This window comes from Enterococcus thailandicus (assembly GCF_001886265.1).
Classification (GTDB): Bacteria; Bacillota; Bacilli; order Lactobacillales; family Enterococcaceae; genus Enterococcus_B; species Enterococcus_B thailandicus.
In genome coordinates this window covers 227,294-244,308 of record NZ_JXLE01000001.1, presented here as the reverse complement: position 1 = coordinate 244,308, position 17,015 = coordinate 227,294, and the positions used below count along the sequence as shown (strand labels likewise).

The following is a 17,015-nucleotide window of genomic DNA, read 5'->3' as shown; positions in this document are numbered from 1 at the left end:
AAGCATCAGCGTCAGCCGATGTTCCCCTCCCATCTTAATATGTTTATGCTGTACCGATTACCAAAAAATTAGTATCTGCACCGAAAATTTTTATATTATTCAGGTATCTGCAAATCTGTTTCCGGATATTTCAAACTAACTAAAGTCACGATCATTCGTAATTCTTCAATGTTTTCTGGAAATTCGGGATCAAATATTTTACTATGACGCCCCACTCCACCATTGTCGATCAAACGATAAATTCGATTCCAGTCAATAAATTGTTCAATTGTTTGAAAATGACTGATTGGATATCCTCCGCTGTCCAAAATTTCGGTCAAGCGAAACACGAGATAGGCACTGTCGATGATTTTCTCTTTGGATGAAGTAACAGTTGGATCTTGTTCAATCAAAATCTTCTCTGGTTGATGTTTCAGACTCCATTCTAACAACAAAAAGAAAGCTTCCATTCGATACCCCTCGTTAAACAGCTGGAAAGAGGTTTCAGCATTTTTAAACAAGAGTGGAATCAAATAATTCTTTTGATAAATGAGCATGGGTACTCGATCAATTGCACATTCCAAATAACGATTCAAATAACCTATCCCAGTATAATTTCCTAAACGATAGCCTTCTACACCAAATCTTGCATACTTATGTGCGATACTTGAGCAATCAGCAATATTTACCGCTAATTCTTCTACTTTTTCGTAACCGCTTAATATTCTATCGAAAGGTTCCAAAATTATTTTTGCTTCCATCATTATTCCTCGCCCAAATTCCAATATACTCTGTATCATTTCAAAATAATACCTGTAACCTTATGATACCACAGGTGAAATGGAATAAAAAACAAAAATCAACTAGTAAAATCTTTCCTTCATCAAAAAAGAAGCATGGCATCAACCTGCCATACTTCTTTGATTTGAAAAAAGTTTGAACAAACTAAGCAAACGCCTAATCGTCCAATTCAACGTTATGGAAAATATTTTGAACATCTTCAAGTTCATCTAACGCATCGATCATTTTTTCAAATTGTACTAAATCATCACCAGTTAAAGTGATTTCAGTTTGTGGTAACATTTGAATTTCTGCAATCGAAAATTCTGTAATGCCTTTTTCTTTCAATGCTTCTTGGATAGCGTGGAAATCAGGAACTTCACCATAAACGATGATTTGTCCTTCTTCTTCGATGACATCACGAACATCGATATCTTTTTCCATTAAATATTCAAGAATTTCATCCGCATCGTCGCCAGCAAAACCAAAAATAGCTGTGTTATCAAACATATAAGAAACGGCACCAGAGACACCCATGTTTCCGCCGTTCTTACCAAAAGCTGCACGAACATCTGCTGCAGTTCGGTTCACATTGTTTGTCAATGTATCAACAATCACCATCGAGCCATTTGGTCCAAATCCTTCATAGCGCAATTCAGAATATGTTTCGTCTCCTGAACCTTTTGCTTTTTCAATGGCGCGGTCAATAATATGTTTAGGCACATTATAGGTTTTCGCACGATCAATAACGAAATGTAACTTTTGGTTAGCGTGTGGGTCAGGTTCACCTGATTTCGCTGCCGCATAAATTTCAATCCCGAATTTTGCATAAATTCGACTGTTGTTTGCATCTTTAGCAGTTTTCTTTGCCACAATATTAGCCCATTTACGACCCATATTTTCACTTCGCTTTCTCTTTTTCTAGTTCCGTAACGCAAAAACGTCCTGTTTCATTATACTTGTGAATCCTAATTCTGTGAAGCTTTTTTTCATTATTCCCATTTTATCAAAAAATCAGCAATTTATTTTCTCTATCCCTTGATTAGAATTGGCATTCGGCCAAAATTTTGTTCAATCAACTGACTGTTCGCTAAACAATAAATTTGATCGCTACGAATTAATAACTGTGCTTCTGTGGCTTCTTTTTTCCCTATTCGTGAATAGACATGACTAATGTCTTGTTTTTTTTCTTTCAGAAACTGTCTCCCCGCTTCAGTAAATCCTAATATGTGAAGATAATTTTTTTCTTGCTGCGCGAAAATTTCAGATTCCGTTATATTTAATAACACGTAGCACGCCAATCGTTGGATTCTTGTCCAAGTATAACGTTTCGTCTTAACCAAAGATACGAAAGAATGAAAGTCTGTAGATTGCTTCGCAGCTTCTTGTAAGCGAACTTCTAAGCCTTCCGTCATTTGATAAATTTCCTTCAATTGTGTTACATGCGTCGATAATAATTTATAACGCAGATATGGCCATAATTCATCCCAAGTTTGAGTTGGTTTCGTTAGTAAATCGTGAGCTGTTACTTCTGGAACAACGTGTTGAATCTCAGCTTGCCTAGCAACAGCTTCTCGAATGGCAGTGGCACTTGCGATCGTCTCATCAGCAATTTCTTTTTCGTGATAACCAGCACTTTTTCTTTCAATCGGATGCAGTGCCATCGGTCGTTCATACCTTGCATTTTCTTTGGCATAACTCAAGCCCAAAATATGGTTAGGTGAAGCAAAATCAAGCTGTTCATCTTGCAGTAGTGTGCGAAAAACTTCTGTCATTTTTTGTGGATAGCTGATTTTTTGATCGGCTAAATTTTGAAATGCCTGATCAATTTCACGTTGGTTGTCCCAAACAAATTTTCCAAATGACTCGTAGTCAAAATGAGTCGTATTTTCTGTTCCAAAACATAATGAGTCACAGCCTAGATCTTGCAACAATCTCACTGCACCTTTTGCAAAATAATCGGCAGATTGAACTGCCCATTCAACCGGTAATTCGATAACTAGATCAACGCCATTTTGTAATGCTTCATTTGCACGCTGCCATTTATCAAGAATGGCCGGCTCACCTCGTTGCAAAAAATTACCACTCATCACAGCAATGACGACTTCCGCATCTGTCTGTTTCCTTGCCATCTCTGCGTGGTAGCGATGACCATTATGAAATGGATTATATTCTACAATTAAGCCACAACTTTTCATCAGATCCCTCCCCATTACTCTTTTTCTAAGGAAAACAAGAAAAAAGAGCAGCGACATTTGTCACGGCTCTTTTTAAATTCATTCTTTATAGGCTACAAAGAACCAGCGTTTCGTTTCTTCAGTTGGTGTTTCATCTGTAAAATCACCATAAGCTTCTACTTTTGAAAAACCACTATTTTCTAACATGCGCAAATAGCTTTCCATTGAATACGTGCGTTCTTGATGAAGCTCGTCTTCACGGATGAATTTTTCAGGCTGATCCAAATCCTCTACAAAAAAGGTTAAGAAATGTTCAATACTATGTGGTTCTTTTCCTGGATAACTGTCCCATAAAAAAGCAAACTTTTCACTTTGATAGTGATAGCTATATTCTGGAAAAACCGTATCTACTTGATAAACAGAATGTACATCAAATAAAAAACGGCCATTTTCTTCCAAAGCTTGATATACTTCATCAAAAACTTGTTGAACTTCTTGCCCATTTTCCATGTAACATAATGAATCTGAATAACAAGTAATTGCTTCGTATTGTCCTACTTCTGAAAGATCTAACATGTTTCCTTCAACAAATTGGATTGCTGTTTCTTGCTCAAAAGCGCGCTGACTTGCCATCATTAACATATCTTCCGACAAATCAAGTCCAGTCACATTATAACCTGCTTTTGCAAATTCAACAGCTAATGCACCCGTACCACAAGCAAGCTCTAAAATGTTCTTTGTTTGCTCAGGTAAGTGTCTCTTTGAAAATGCTAACCATTGTTGATATAGCGCTTCATCCATTACTTCATCATAAATAAAAGCGAATGTTTCGTAGGCCATATTAATCCAACCATTCAGAAATGTTTACAAGTGGTGCATCTGACCATAATTTTTCTAAATTATAAAATTCTCTTTCAGGTGCGTGGAAGACATGGACAATCAAGTCACCAAGGTCAATCAAGATCCACTTTCCGCCTTCTTTTCCTTCAATACGTTTCACTTCGTAGTTATTTTCTTCTTCTTTGTCAATAATTTCTTCTGTAATTGCGTTCATTTGACGTTCACTGTTCGCTGAACAAATCATAAAATAATCTGCCAATAACGAAACTTCTCTCACGTCAAGTGCTAAAATATCTTCTGCACGTTTTGAATCTGCTGCTTTTACCGCAATTTGTAATTGTTCTTTGCTATCTATGATAATTTCCTCCTTAACATTTGGTGACAAATTTATTTTTTCGCCACCCAATGATTGTATGTTTCGATTGTTTTTGGATAAATTTGTTGTTCTTGTTCAATTAAGTGAGCTAATGTGTGCTTTGTTTCAAAAGCAACTGCTTCATCTAAGTCGACTAATGCAATTTCGCGCGCGTCTTCTACCCCAGGGAAATTTCTGCCTGGTTCAATGTAGTCAGCAACATAAATGATTTTATCCAGTAAAGTCATTTTTGCTGCCCCAGTTGTATGCACTCGAATAGCATTTAAAATCTCGGGATCAGTAATGCCCAATTCACGTTCAACAAATGAAGCACCCACAAGTCCATGCCAAATCGCATTGCCATAATTTAACAAATCAGAATCAAATCCATCACGTTTGATGACTAGTATAAACTCATCATCCGGACGTTCTTTTGCATAATCATGGGTCAACGCTGCAATACTAGCTTTTTCTGGTGAACAACCATATTTCTCAGCTAATGCTACCGCCATTTTTTCCACGCCTAAGACATGTTGAAAACGACGTTCACTCATTCGCATTTGGACTTTTTGCATCAGTGTTTCGCGAGTATCTGCAGTATAATGACTACTATAATCCATGTTGATACAAGCCTTCTTTCTGAATATAATCAACTACTTTGTCAGGAACTAAGTAGCGGATAGAGCAACCTTGGCGAACTTTTTGACGAATCTTGGTCGAACTAATGTCAATTTCAGGTACATCGACCCAAATGACCGGATACGGTGTTTCGACTCCATAACCAGCACGCTTGATACCTACAAAATGAACAAGATGAACTAATTCATCAATTTTGTACCATTTTGGAAGATACTCAACCATGTCACCGCCGATGATGAAATAGTAATCTGTATCTGGATTGTTCTGCGTCAAGGCTTTCATCGTGTCATAAGTATAACTTTTCCCACCACGGCTCAATTCAACTGTTTCAATTGCCAAAAATGGATTGTCTTCGATTGCAAGCTCGAGCATATTCAAACGATGCGCTGCCGGAATCGTTTTTTTCTCATCAATATGTGGTGGTTCATAGGATGGCATTAAAAATACGCGATCCAGTCCTAAATTTTGTCCAACTTGTTCAGCCATAACCAGATGTGCCAGATGGACAGGGTTAAATGTTCCTCCCAAGATTCCAACTTGTCGTTTTTTTTCAAAAACTTGTGGCATTTCTTTCGGAAAAACTTGTGAACGAACAAATAGATTAGCCTGCGTACTCATTAACGACCACTCCTTAGATTGCTTTTACTTCTCGTGAAATGCGTTGGTATTTTTCTTTACTTGATGGTTTATATAATACCAATACACGTCCAATGATTTGAACAATCTCACATTGAACTTCTTCTTCTAAAATTCGTGCAACATCTTCCGCGATTTCATCTGTATTTTGTAGCAAAGTAACTTTGATCAACTCACGTTTTTCTAATGCTTCATTGATTTGAACAAGCATTGCTGAGTTGATTCCACCTTTTCCAATTTGAAAAATAGGTTGTAGGTGATGTGCTTGACTACGTAAAAAACGTTTTTGTTTTCCTCTTAATTCCATTTTCGTCCTTCTTCCTTAAATTAAAGCTTTACGCTTGATTACATCAACACCCTTAGGCGCCCACCCAGCAACAACTGCTGGCTGTGATACAGTGATCCATCCAAGACCGGCAAAAACAATATCTGTTTTTTCTTTCACTGAAAATTCAAAGCGAACTAATTCAGGGAACTCTTCTACCTCGTCAGGACGTGGTGGCTGTAAAAGTCCACCCACATGTTTTGCGTAAAATTCATCTGCTTTTTCGAGTTTTGTTCGATGGATATTCACATCATTTGAAACATAAGCAATAAATGAGCCACGTTCACCACTTACAAAATCAAAGCGAGCCAATCCGCCTAAGAAAAGCGTTTGACCGTCATTCAATTGATAAACTTTTGGTTTGATTTCTTTTGTTGGTGCAATGATCCGCAAATCTTTTTTACCTAAGTAATGTGCCATTTGATGACGATGAATAATTCCCGGTGTGTCAATTAAAGCTTGACCATCATCTAAAGGAATTTCAATTTTATCTAAAGTCGTTCCGGGAAATTGTGAGGTAGTAATCACATCTTGAACACCCGCAGTATTCTTAATGATCTGGTTAATCAATGTTGATTTACCGACATTCGTTACACCAACGACATAGACATCTCTACCTTCGCGATATTCTTCGATTTTAGCTAGTAGATCTTCCATTTCATGTGCTTTTTTAGCACTTGTTAATAACACTTCGACAGGTCTTAGCCCTGCTTCATGCGCACGTTCAGTCATCCATTGGATCATTTTAGGTTTCTTCAGTGATTTCGGTAAGATATCGACTTTATTACCTACTAATAATACCGGATTATCACCGACAAAACGATGTAGTCCCGGAATCAATGAACCGTTGAAATCAAAGATATCGACAACATTAACAATCAACGCGTCTTTTTGACCTAATTCATTTAACAAACGTAAAAAATCATCATCTGTTAAAGAAACATCTTGGATCTCATTGTAATGACGTAGTCTGAAACAGCGTTGGCAATAGACCTCACCTGATTCTAAACCTTTTTCTAAGGCAGATTGCGGTGTATACCCTAGTTCTCCTGGTCTATCTGTTTGAATAATCGAGCCGCACCCGATACAGTGTAATTCTTCACTCATTCAATTCCACCTCGCCAGCCCATATCAGGATTATTTACTAATAAATGGGCCATGATTCTTTTTTCAAAAAAACGATTAATTTGTGTTTTCCAGCTATCCGTCTCAATAATTGGTTTCACCAAAATACTTCGGATCCCTGCGCGATTTGCACCACGAATATCCGTCATGATTTGATCGCCAATCATTACAAGTTCTTCATCAGCAAGGTTCAACTTTTTCTTTGCTTGATTGATTCCCACAGCAAATGGTTTCATCGCACGAGCAATATAAAGTAAATCAAATTTTTCGATTGCTCGCTCAATTCGCTTCGAGTTATTATTCGAAACAACTACAACAGGAATACCAGCATTTTTCATTTCTAAAATCCAATTTAACAATTCTTCTGTTCCATCTGGGTTATTCCAAGCAATCAAAGTGTTATCCAAATCAGTTAACACGGCTTTGATGCCTAAATTTTTCAACTGTGCAGGGGTAATTTGATAGATGGCTTCTACCATCCATGTTGGTTTATAATTTGAAAACATCTTGTCTCCTCATTTGCAAAAAATGAAGGAGCACACCAGGTACTCCTCAGCCCCTAATTATACTGCATAATCTAAAAAAAAACTACCTTTACCATTCAATCCATCCCACACATTTTTGTATCCGTTCACAATTGTTTATTTACTTTCTTTTGTCTTGCTCTTTTGCAAAAAGAAAAACGATCACCACTTTGGCAATCGTTTTTCTTTTATAAAACTTTTTCCAGAAACTGTCGTGTTCGTTCTTTCTTCGTTTCTTCAAAAAGTTCTTTTGGCGCTCCCTCTTCAATTATCTTTCCATCATCCATGAATAAAACACGATCACCAACTTCTCGCGCAAAACCCATTTCATGGGTCACAATTACCATTGTCATACCTTCTTTTGCTAACTCCTGCATAACAGATAGAACTTCTCCGACCATTTCTGGATCTAACGCAGACGTTGGTTCATCAAATAACATGACTTTGGGTTCCATTGCAAGAGCTCTAGCAATTGCGATTCTTTGTTGTTGTCCACCTGACAATGATTGAGGATATTCATCTGCTTTTGTTACCAAGCCAACTTTATCAAGTAATACTAACGCTTTTTCTTCTGCTTCTGCGCGACTGATCTTTTTTACTTTCGTCGGTGCCAACAAAATATTTTCTAAAACAGTTAGATTTGGAAATAAATTGAACTGTTGAAAAACCATGCCCATTTGTTCTCTCATTTCATAAATATCTGTTTTTTTGTTGGTGATTTCTTGACCATCAAATAGGATCGTCCCACTGGTCGGCTCTTCTAGCAAATTCAAGCAACGTAAAAATGTACTTTTCCCAGAGCCAGACGGGCCAATCACTACCATGACCTCTCCTTGAGTAATCTCTAATGTGATGCCTTTTAAAATTTCTTTTTGTCCAAACGTTTTGGTTAAGTGATTCACTTGAATAAGTGCTTCCATTGACAGCCTTCCTTTCATCGGTATCCTTTACCTAATTTTATTTCCCAAACATGTAGCAATCTCGACATCAAAAATGTTAGAACAAAATAAATAATTGCAGCTACATAGAGGGGCTCTAAAGGGAGATACGAATTCGAGATAACGATTTGTGCACTATTTAATAACTCATAGATCCCAATCGTTGAAAGTAGGGAAGAATCCTTGATCAACGTGATAAATTCATTACCCATTGGAGGTAAGATATTTCTTAATGCTTGCGGTAAAATCACATATCGCATCGTCTGCATTGGTCTGAGTCCCAACGAGCTAGCCGCCTCTTCTTGACCAAAATTGACAGCCATGATTCCACCACGGACGATTTCAGCGACATAGGCACCTGAATTCATTGATAAAACAATCATCCCCGGTATCAGCCGGCTAAAGTCAACATCTAATACACCCAGAGTTAATGTAGGCGCATGAACCACGCCTTGTAACAAGCCAAAACCGATCAAAATTTGGATTAGCATCGGTGTCCCACGTAAGACTTCAATATAAGCATTGGCAAACCACCGTAATGGTCGAATCTTTGAAAGTTTCAACAGTGCCATAATGACGCCAATTATTGTTCCAAAAACAATCGTGATAACGGAAATAATTAATGTAATTAATGCACCCGACAGGAAATAGGGATAGTATACCGATAGAAATGAAAAATTCACGTAATCAAACTCCTTTATTCTTCTGCTTTTTTAGCTAGCTCTGTATTTTTTTTGATGAATTCATCCATTTTTCCTGAGCTTTGTAATTCTTTGATGACTTGATTGACTTTCTTTTGTAAATCTTCTTCGCCTTTTGGTAACGTAATTGCGTAGGCTTCTTCATCGCTTGAGACTAAGTCAACATCTGCTAACATTAACTCTGGATTATTTTCAATATAAGAGTTTGCAACGGTTTCTTCTAAAACTAATCCATCAATTGATCCTTGCTTTAACTCAATAATCAAATTAGGTACTTTAGCTATAGAAACTAATTGTGCATCTGGAACTTGTTCTTTCACAACGTCTTCTTGAACTGATCCTTTTTGCGCTCCTACTTTTTTCTTTGCAAAATTTTTGAGACTGGTTAATTCATTTGCGTTTTCTTTGTTGATGACCATTTTTTGTGGTGGAGCAAAATAATTATCTGAGAAATCAAATGTTTGCTGACGCTCTTCTGTTGCCGAAATACCAGAAATTGCTAAATTGACTTTTCCTTGTTGTAAGGCTGCTAACACTGCGTTGAATTCCATATCCATCACTTCGACTTTGACACCTAGTTCTTTTGCAATTTCATTCGCCAAATCAATATCCACGCCAACAATCTGGTCTTTCCCATCAATCATCGTATGAAATTCAAACGGAGCAAAATCTGCAGAAGTTCCCACTACTAATTTTCCAGAATCCTGGATGCTTTGAATCCCCTCTTTTTTTGAATCGTTACTTGTTTCTTTTCCACCAGAGCTACACGCCCCTAAAAGAACCACCATTGAAACCATCGTAAGCCAAATTATTTTCTTCATCGTTACTCTCCTCTAATATTTATACACCCAACATAAACTTAATGAGTTATTATACATAATATCAGATTTTTTATTCATTTCAAGAGTGTTTTTTGAAAAAATATGCGCAAATTTCATTTATTGTGCGTTTTTCTTCTTTTCCAACTAAAAAATCATTCCCATTCACCCACATATCAAACGATTCCAAGCCGTTGTAAAATCCAATCGAACGAAAGAGACGCAAGCTGTTTTGTTTTTTTAATACAAAAAAAGGTCGGGATTTATCCCGACCTCTCATCATCAAATCGCTTAATACTTACGGAATCTTTCATAACGCTTTTCAAGTAAAGATGTTACATCCGTTTGCGATAATTCAGTTAATTTTTCAATCATTGATTTTTTCATCATGTATGCTATTTTAGCCCAGGGAATTGGTTCCCCATTAAAGGTTTCTGGAATCACCTTGTCCACAATCCCTAGCTCATGTAATTCAGGCGCGGTAATTTTCATCAGCTCCGCCGCTTCCGCCGCTCGGCTACCATCTTTCCATAAAATAGATGCAAAACCTTCTGGCGAAAGAATCGCATAAATTGTTTGTTCAAGCATCCAAACTTCATCTGCAACGCCAAGTGCAAGTGCACCACCGCTGCCGCCTTCGCCAATGATGATTGCTAAAATTGGCACGTTTAGATCAGACATTTCTAAAAGATTCTTAGCAATTGCTTCTCCTTCGCCGCGTTCTTCCGCTCCCACACCACAATAAGCCCCAGCAGTATTGATCAACGTGATGACTGGGCGTTTAAATTTTTCTGCCTGTTTCATCAATCGTAATGCTTTACGATACCCTTCCGGATGCGGTGAACCAAAGTTTCGTTGGATATTTTCCTGTAGATCTCGACCTTTTTGGATTCCAATCACCGTAACTGGTTTACCATCTAAGCTAGCAACACCACCAACGATTGCTTCGTCATCACCAAATAAACGATCCCCATGAAACTCCTGAAACCCATCAAAAATTTCTTCAAAAAAATCTAAACTCGTCCAACGTTCTTTTGCTCTAGCCAGTTGAACAACCTCATGAGCAGTTTTATTCATGATCCAACCAACCTTTCTGTGTATGCAATTCGAGCAAATGATGAATCGTTTTCTTCAATTCTGTTCGCGGAACAATCTGATCAACAAAACCATGAGCTAACAAAAATTCTGCCTTTTGAAAGTCTTCTGGTAATTCTTGCTTAATCGTTTGTTCGATTACCCGACGTCCAGCAAAACCAATCAAACTTTGCGGCTCAGCTAAAATCACGTCACCTTCCATCGCAAAACTGGCGGTTACACCACCAGTTGTAGGGTCAGTCAAAACGGTTAAGTAAAAAAGCCCTGCGTTGCTGTGACGTTTCACCGCCGCGGAAATTTTCGCCATTTGCATTAAAGAAAAAATGCCTTCTTGCATTCTGGCACCACCAGAGGCAGTGAACAAGACCACAGGTAATTTAGCAGTTAATGCTCGTTCAAATAATCTAGTTATTTTTTCACCAACAATCGTCCCCATGCTTCCCATAATAAAATTTGAATCCATAACACCAATCGCTAAAGGAATATCATTGATTGTTGCTTTACCAGTCAAAACTGCTTCATGCAAACCAGTTTTTTCTTGTATCACTTCAATTTTTTCTTGGTACCCTGGGAAATTCAAAGGATCTTCTGTCGTTAATTCGGTATCCCACTCTTCAAAACTTTTTTCATCAATCGTTAACGCTAATCGTTGCCAAGCACTGATACGAAACGTGTAACCACAATTGGGACAAACGCGTTCTTCACCAATATCTTTCGTATAAATGATATGTTTACAATTCGGACATTTTGCCCACATATTGTCAGGAACAGTTGGTGGACTTGTAGGTTGAGCTCCTCGATTTGGGTTAATGCGAATATATTTTTTCTTTTTAAACAGAGCCATCTACTCGCCTCCAATCTCCGTTTCAGGTGTCCAATTTGGTAAAAATTCTTCTTGTAAAAATGCCGTTGTATAATCACCAGCAATCACTGCTGGGTGACTAATCAAGTCCATTTGAAATTCGGCATTTGTCACAACACCGTCTGTCACGATTTCGCTCAAGGCACGTTGCATTTTCATCAACGCTTCAAAACGCGTATCACCATGAACGATGACTTTGGCAATCATTGAATCATAATATGGCGGTATTTTATAGCCTGAATAAACTGCGCTATCAACACGTAAACCCATGCCCCCAGCGGGAAGTAATAAGTTTTCAATGGTTCCGGGTGATGGAGCAAAATGAAAAGCTGGGTTTTCTGCATTGATTCGACATTCAATCGCATGGCCTTGAAACTTGATGTCATTTTGTTCTAAGCCCAATGGTTCACCCGCTGCAATTTCAATTTGTTTTTTCACTAAGTCAACACCTGTTACCATTTCTGTTACAGGATGTTCCACTTGAATTCGCGTATTCATTTCCATAAAGTAAAAGGCACCAGATTCATCCATTAGAAATTCAATGGTTCCAGCATTCTCGTAATTTACAGCTTTCGCTGCACGAACAGCCGCAGCGCCTAAATCTGCACGTTTTGCAGCAGAAATCACAACCGATGGTGATTCTTCAAGAACTTTTTGATTATTTCTTTGCAACGAACAATCACGCTCACCTAAATGAATGACATTTCCATAATGATCGCCCAATATTTGAACTTCAATATGTCTTGCTGGATAAATAATTTTCTCCAAATACATTTCGTCATTTCCAAACGCTGCAGCAGCTTCTTGTTGCGCTGAAGCAAAGTGTTGTGGTAGTTCTTCTTTGGTCATTACCTTCCGAATTCCTTTACCACCACCACCCGCAGCAGCTTTTAACATAACTGGGTAGCCAATCTTATCCGCAACTGACAAAGCTTCTTCCACAGTCGAAAGTACACCTTCACTTCCCGGAATTACCGGAACTTTGGCTTCTTGCATCAAGCGGCGGGCATTGATTTTATTCCCCATCGCATCAATGGTTTCACTTTTAGGTCCAATAAAAACAATATTGCATTCTTCACACATTGATGCAAAACGACTATTTTCAGATAAAAAACCAAAACCTGGGTGAATCGCTTCTGCCTTGGTAACAATTGCCGCACTTAAAACTTGTTGCACATTCAAATAAGAATCAACAGCTTTAGCTGGTCCAATACAGATCGCTTCATCTGCTAATTGAGTATGCAATGCATCAGCATCTGCTTCTGAATATACAGCAACTGTTTGAATACCTAATTCACGACAGGCACGAATAATCCGCACGGCAATTTCACCGCGGTTAGCTATCAAAACTTTTGAAAACATATTTCACCTATCCAATCATAAAGGTTAATTCAGCTTCGGCAACTTTTTTGCCATCCACTTTTGCGACACCCTTCCCGATTCCAGCGGAAGATTTTACTTTGATAATTTCAACTTCCAAATACAAAGTATCTCCTGGTGTCACTTTGCGACGGAATTTTGCTTTATCCAATCCGCCAAAATAAGCTGTCTTTCCTTTAAATTGTTCTAAAGACAATAAGGCAACGGCTCCAGCTTGTGCCATTGCTTCAACAATCAGCACACCGGGCATAACCGGTTCTTCTGGAAAATGACCTTGAAAAAAGGGTTCATTGATTGTGACATTTTTCTTAGCGATAACACTTTCGCCTGCAACCATTTCTTCCACTCGATCAATCAGCAGCATTGGGTAACGATGTGGAATGATTTCTTTGATTTCTTGAATATTCATCTTCTACCTCTTTCTTATTTTGGCTGAATTTTAACGAGTGGTTGACCAAATTCAACAACTTCTTCATTTTCAACCAGAATTTCAACAATTTCTCCGTCAAAGTCACTGGTGATCTCATTCATTAGCTTCATTGCTTCAATAATGCAGATGATTTCACCTTTTGCTACTTGGTCACCAACTTTTTTGTAAGCTGGTTTATCCGGTGAAGGTTGCAAGTACACAACACCAACAATTGGTGATTTTACTTCAATGCCTTCAATTTCTTGCTTTGTGTCTGCTACTACAGTCTGTTCTTTAACAGGTTCATCTGCTTTGATTTCTGGTTTCGCTGATACAGGTTGAACTGCAGGTGCTTCCATCATTTGAGGTGCTGTTACTGCTCCACGACTGGTATTGTTTTTATTCATATAAAGTTCAAATTGACCTTCACGTAAATCAAATTCAGTCAAAGAAGATTGATCGAATTGCGTTACTAGTTCTTTAATTTCACTGATGTTCAAGCTTATTCCTCCCAGCGTTTCATGCAAAGGACCGCATTGTGTCCGCCAAAGCCTAGTGAGTTACTCATGGCATAAGTAAGTTCAGCAGGTTTGCTCTCATTTTTTACGACTGTTAAATCAATTTCTGGATCTTGATTTACTACGTTGATAGTTGGTGGTACAAATTGGTGCTCTAACGCTAATAATGTTGCTAAAGCCTCGATTCCCCCAGCAGCACCTAGTAAATGTCCTGTCATTGATTTTGTACTGCTAACATAAGTGTCTCGGAAGTTTTCACCAAGTGCTAGCTGAATTGCTTTTGCTTCTGCTTGGTCATTTGCAGGTGTGCTTGTTCCATGCGCATTGATATAGCCCACTTCTTCTGGTTGGATGCCTGCTTCGTCCATCGCCAATTTCATTGCTTTTGAAGCCCCTGATCCGTCTGGCGTTGGTGCTGTCATATGATATGCATCACAATTTGATCCATAACCTACGATTTCACCATAGATTTTCGCACCGCGTGCTTTTGCATGTTCTAAGGACTCGATCACTAAGATTCCAGCGCCTTCTCCCATAACAAAACCATTACGTTCTTCATCGAATGGAATAGAACCACGGTCTGGATCTGTAGCAGTTGATAAAGCTGTCAACGCAGCAAAACCTGCGATTCCCATTTCACAAATCGTTGCTTCTGTTCCGCCAGCTAGGATAACATCTGAATAACCATGTTTAATGTTACGGTAAGCTTCACCAATGGAGTTCGTTCCACTAGCACAAGCTGTAACGATTGATGTACAAATGCCTTTAGCACCTACTCGTAAAGCAATATTCCCAGCAGCCATGTTGGCAATCGACATAGGAACAAACATTGGTGATACTCGTTTAGCGCCTTTTTCATGCAAGCGAATTACTTGATTCTCAATTGTTGGTAAACCACCAATTCCTGAACCAACGATAACACCGAAACGATCTTGATCAATTTTTTCTTTTTCTAATCCACTCATTTCAATTGCTTCAAGAGCAGCATAGATTCCATAAATTGAAAACATATCCATACGTTTGCTATCTTTTTTAATAAAATATTTATCATAAGGGAAATCTTTTACTTCACCAGCTAGCGTAATCCCTGTTTCAGTTGCATCAAATTTCGTAATTGGTGCAATTCCGTTCGTTCCGTTTTTTAAACTATCTAAAAAGCTATCTCCATCGTTTCCGATTGGCGAAGTAACACCATAGCCTGTAATTACTACTCGATTCATCAATCATCTTCCTTTCTATTATCCGTGCATGACCAAACCGCCATCAACATTAATCACTTGACCTGTGATGTACGCATTTTCTGCTAAGAAAACTGCAGTCTTGGCAATATCTTCCACGTTACCAAAGCGCTGCAATGGAATTTGTTTTGTGACTTGTTCTTTTACTTTTTCTGATAGAACATCCGTCATGTCTGTTGCAATAAAGCCCGGCGCAATGGCGTTACATGTGATTCCACGCGTCGCTACTTCTCTAGCAACTGATTTGGTTAAGCCAACAACTCCGGCTTTACTGGCTGCATAGTTTGCTTGTCCGACATTCCCGATTAAACCAGAAACACTTGCCAAATTGATGATTGCACCTTCACGTTTTTTCATCATTTGTTTTAGAACATGTTGGGTCATGTTGAATGTACCAGTCAAATTGATATCCAAACATTTTTTGAAATCTTCAGCGTCCATCCGAAGTAATAATTTGTCATTTGTGATTCCAGCGTTATTGACTAAAATATCAACAGAACCTAGCTGCTCTTGCGCTTCCTTGATCATTTCACCTGCTTTAGTAAAATCTGCGATATCACCAGATACCCCAATGCAGGTAACACCTAAAGCTGAAATTTCAGCCAATTTTTCTGAAGAAATCGCGCTGCGACCATTTAAGACAACATTGGCACCCGCTTTAGCAAACGCAATTGCAATTGCTTCCCCGATACCTCTCGTACTTCCTGTGACAAAAACGTTTTTTCCTCTAACGTCCATAATTACCTCCCCGATAATCGTTGATAAGTTTCTTCAAATGTTTGTTGATTCTCAACACGGTAAACAGGAATCGTTTTATCGATTTTTTTCATGAAACCACTCAAGACTTTCCCTGGTCCGACTTCAATCATTTGGTCAATTCCCAATGATTTTAATTTTTCAATACTTTCATAAAAACGAACAGGAGACATCACTTGACGCTCTAATAAGTTTGGAATTGCTTCTTTTGTCATAACCTCAGTGGTTGTATTGCTAATCACTGGGATCCTTGGTTCGTTAAATGAGATTGTTTTTAATTCCTTCGCTAGCTTTTGCGCTGCTGGCGCTAGGATGGCTGTATGAAATGGTCCACTAACATTTAATGGAATCATTCGTTTGGCGCCTTGTTCTTGTAACAAAGTCATCGCCGCGTCAACAGCTGTCACTTCCCCACCAATAACGATTTGCTGTGGTGTATTGTAATTTGCAGGTGAAACAATGCCAAACTGACTTGCTTCCTGACAACAAGCTTCAATCAATTCAATCGGCGTATTCATCACAGCGACCATTTTGCCACTTCCGGTTGGCGCAGCCTCAGTCATATAAGCACCGCGTTTAGCCACTAATGCTACTGCTTCTGCAAACGATAGCGCTTCGCTTGCAACCAATGCTGAATATTCTCCTAAGCTAAGCCCTAATGCTGCGTCCGGAGTAATTCCTTGTTCTTGTAATAAGCGATGATAGGCAACACTTACCGTTAAAATCGCCGGTTGTGTGTAAGTGGTCTGATCTAGTTGCTGATTTTCAGTAAAACACAATTCTGCCATGTCATAACCAAGAATTTGGCTTGCTTCATCAAATGTTTGTTTTACTACGGGTTCATGGTATAAATCTTGACCCATGCCTTGGTATTGAGCGCCTTGCCCACTAAATAAAAATGCTGTTTTCATTATATTCTC

Annotated in this window: 21 protein-coding genes; all 21 read right to left on the bottom strand. The window is 38.5% G+C overall.

What is annotated here, in order from left to right:
- Positions 1-95: 95 nt before the first annotated feature.
- Complete coding sequence (locus RV17_RS01130) at positions 96-740, bottom strand: hypothetical protein (protein WP_067480921.1); 645 nt, start codon at positions 738-740, stop codon at positions 96-98.
- Positions 741-936: 196 nt separating this feature from the next.
- Complete coding sequence (locus RV17_RS01125) at positions 937-1,656, bottom strand: YebC/PmpR family DNA-binding transcriptional regulator (RefSeq protein WP_067480918.1); 720 nt, start codon at positions 1,654-1,656, stop codon at positions 937-939.
- A gap of 134 nt (positions 1,657-1,790) precedes the next feature.
- The gene (locus RV17_RS01120) at positions 1,791-2,957 is read right to left on the bottom strand and encodes a nucleotidyltransferase (protein WP_067480916.1); all 1,167 of its coding nucleotides are present in this window, start codon (positions 2,955-2,957) and stop codon (positions 1,791-1,793) included.
- Positions 2,958-3,035: 78 nt separating this feature from the next.
- Positions 3,036-3,776, bottom strand: coding sequence for a class I SAM-dependent DNA methyltransferase (locus RV17_RS01115; protein ID WP_067480913.1), 741 nt, complete (start codon positions 3,774-3,776; stop codon positions 3,036-3,038).
- A 1-nt stretch (position 3,777) separates the two neighbouring features.
- Complete coding sequence (gene rsfS, locus RV17_RS01110) at positions 3,778-4,161, bottom strand: ribosome silencing factor (protein ID WP_231885363.1); 384 nt, start codon at positions 4,159-4,161, stop codon at positions 3,778-3,780.
- Between the two features lie 2 nt (positions 4,162-4,163).
- Positions 4,164-4,751, bottom strand: coding sequence for a bis(5'-nucleosyl)-tetraphosphatase (symmetrical) YqeK (gene yqeK, locus RV17_RS01105; RefSeq protein ID WP_067480910.1), 588 nt, complete (start codon positions 4,749-4,751; stop codon positions 4,164-4,166).
- Positions 4,741-5,388: a nicotinate-nucleotide adenylyltransferase gene (locus RV17_RS01100; RefSeq protein ID WP_067480907.1), complete on the bottom strand. Its 648-nt coding sequence runs from the start codon at positions 5,386-5,388 to the stop codon at positions 4,741-4,743. Before RV17_RS01100 ends, yqeK begins: the two co-directional genes overlap by 11 nt.
- A 13-nt stretch (positions 5,389-5,401) precedes the next feature.
- Positions 5,402-5,713, bottom strand: a complete 312-nt coding sequence (yhbY, locus tag RV17_RS01095; protein WP_067480904.1) for a ribosome assembly RNA-binding protein YhbY — start codon at positions 5,711-5,713, stop codon at positions 5,402-5,404.
- A 15-nt stretch (positions 5,714-5,728) separates the two neighbouring features.
- A complete protein-coding gene (yqeH, locus tag RV17_RS01090) occupies positions 5,729-6,838 on the bottom strand; it encodes a ribosome biogenesis GTPase YqeH (RefSeq protein WP_067480901.1) in 1,110 nt (369 codons plus the stop codon).
- Complete coding sequence (locus RV17_RS01085; protein ID WP_067480898.1) at positions 6,835-7,362, bottom strand: YqeG family HAD IIIA-type phosphatase; 528 nt, start codon at positions 7,360-7,362, stop codon at positions 6,835-6,837. Before RV17_RS01085 ends, yqeH begins: the two co-directional genes overlap by 4 nt.
- Before the next feature lie 206 nt (positions 7,363-7,568).
- Positions 7,569-8,300: an amino acid ABC transporter ATP-binding protein gene (locus RV17_RS01080; RefSeq protein WP_067480895.1), complete on the bottom strand. Its 732-nt coding sequence runs from the start codon at positions 8,298-8,300 to the stop codon at positions 7,569-7,571.
- Between the two features lie 14 nt (positions 8,301-8,314).
- Positions 8,315-9,001 (bottom strand): amino acid ABC transporter permease, encoded by a 687-nt coding sequence (locus RV17_RS01075; RefSeq protein WP_067480892.1) that lies wholly within the window; start codon positions 8,999-9,001, stop codon positions 8,315-8,317.
- 14 nt (positions 9,002-9,015) lie between these two features.
- Complete coding sequence (locus RV17_RS01070) at positions 9,016-9,840, bottom strand: transporter substrate-binding domain-containing protein (RefSeq protein WP_071868248.1); 825 nt, start codon at positions 9,838-9,840, stop codon at positions 9,016-9,018.
- Positions 9,841-10,128: 288 nt separating this feature from the next.
- Positions 10,129-10,914, bottom strand: coding sequence for an acetyl-CoA carboxylase carboxyl transferase subunit alpha (locus tag RV17_RS01060; RefSeq protein ID WP_071868246.1), 786 nt, complete (start codon positions 10,912-10,914; stop codon positions 10,129-10,131).
- The gene (gene accD / locus RV17_RS01055) at positions 10,907-11,776 is read right to left on the bottom strand and encodes an acetyl-CoA carboxylase, carboxyltransferase subunit beta (protein ID WP_071868245.1); all 870 of its coding nucleotides are present in this window, start codon (positions 11,774-11,776) and stop codon (positions 10,907-10,909) included. Before accD ends, RV17_RS01060 begins: the two co-directional genes overlap by 8 nt.
- Entirely contained in the window at positions 11,777-13,156 is a 1,380-nt protein-coding gene (locus tag RV17_RS01050) for an acetyl-CoA carboxylase biotin carboxylase subunit (RefSeq protein WP_067480880.1), read from the bottom strand. It lies immediately after the preceding gene.
- A gap of 7 nt (positions 13,157-13,163) precedes the next feature.
- Positions 13,164-13,583, bottom strand: coding sequence for a 3-hydroxyacyl-ACP dehydratase FabZ (gene fabZ, locus RV17_RS01045; RefSeq protein WP_067480877.1), 420 nt, complete (start codon positions 13,581-13,583; stop codon positions 13,164-13,166).
- A 14-nt stretch (positions 13,584-13,597) separates the two neighbouring features.
- The gene (accB, locus tag RV17_RS01040; RefSeq protein ID WP_071868244.1) at positions 13,598-14,083 is read right to left on the bottom strand and encodes an acetyl-CoA carboxylase biotin carboxyl carrier protein; all 486 of its coding nucleotides are present in this window, start codon (positions 14,081-14,083) and stop codon (positions 13,598-13,600) included.
- A 2-nt stretch (positions 14,084-14,085) separates the two neighbouring features.
- On the bottom strand, positions 14,086-15,321 hold the full coding sequence (gene fabF, locus RV17_RS01035; RefSeq protein ID WP_067480871.1) for a beta-ketoacyl-ACP synthase II: 1,236 nt from the start codon (positions 15,319-15,321) through the stop codon (positions 14,086-14,088).
- Positions 15,322-15,339: 18 nt separating this feature from the next.
- Positions 15,340-16,077 carry a 3-oxoacyl-[acyl-carrier-protein] reductase gene (gene fabG / locus RV17_RS01030; protein ID WP_067480868.1) on the bottom strand — a complete coding sequence of 246 codons (738 nt, stop codon included), beginning with the start codon at positions 16,075-16,077 and terminating at the stop codon, positions 15,340-15,342.
- A gap of 2 nt (positions 16,078-16,079) precedes the next feature.
- Positions 16,080-17,006, bottom strand: a complete 927-nt coding sequence (fabD, locus tag RV17_RS01025) for an ACP S-malonyltransferase (protein WP_071868243.1) — start codon at positions 17,004-17,006, stop codon at positions 16,080-16,082.
- Positions 17,007-17,015 lie beyond the last annotated feature (9 nt).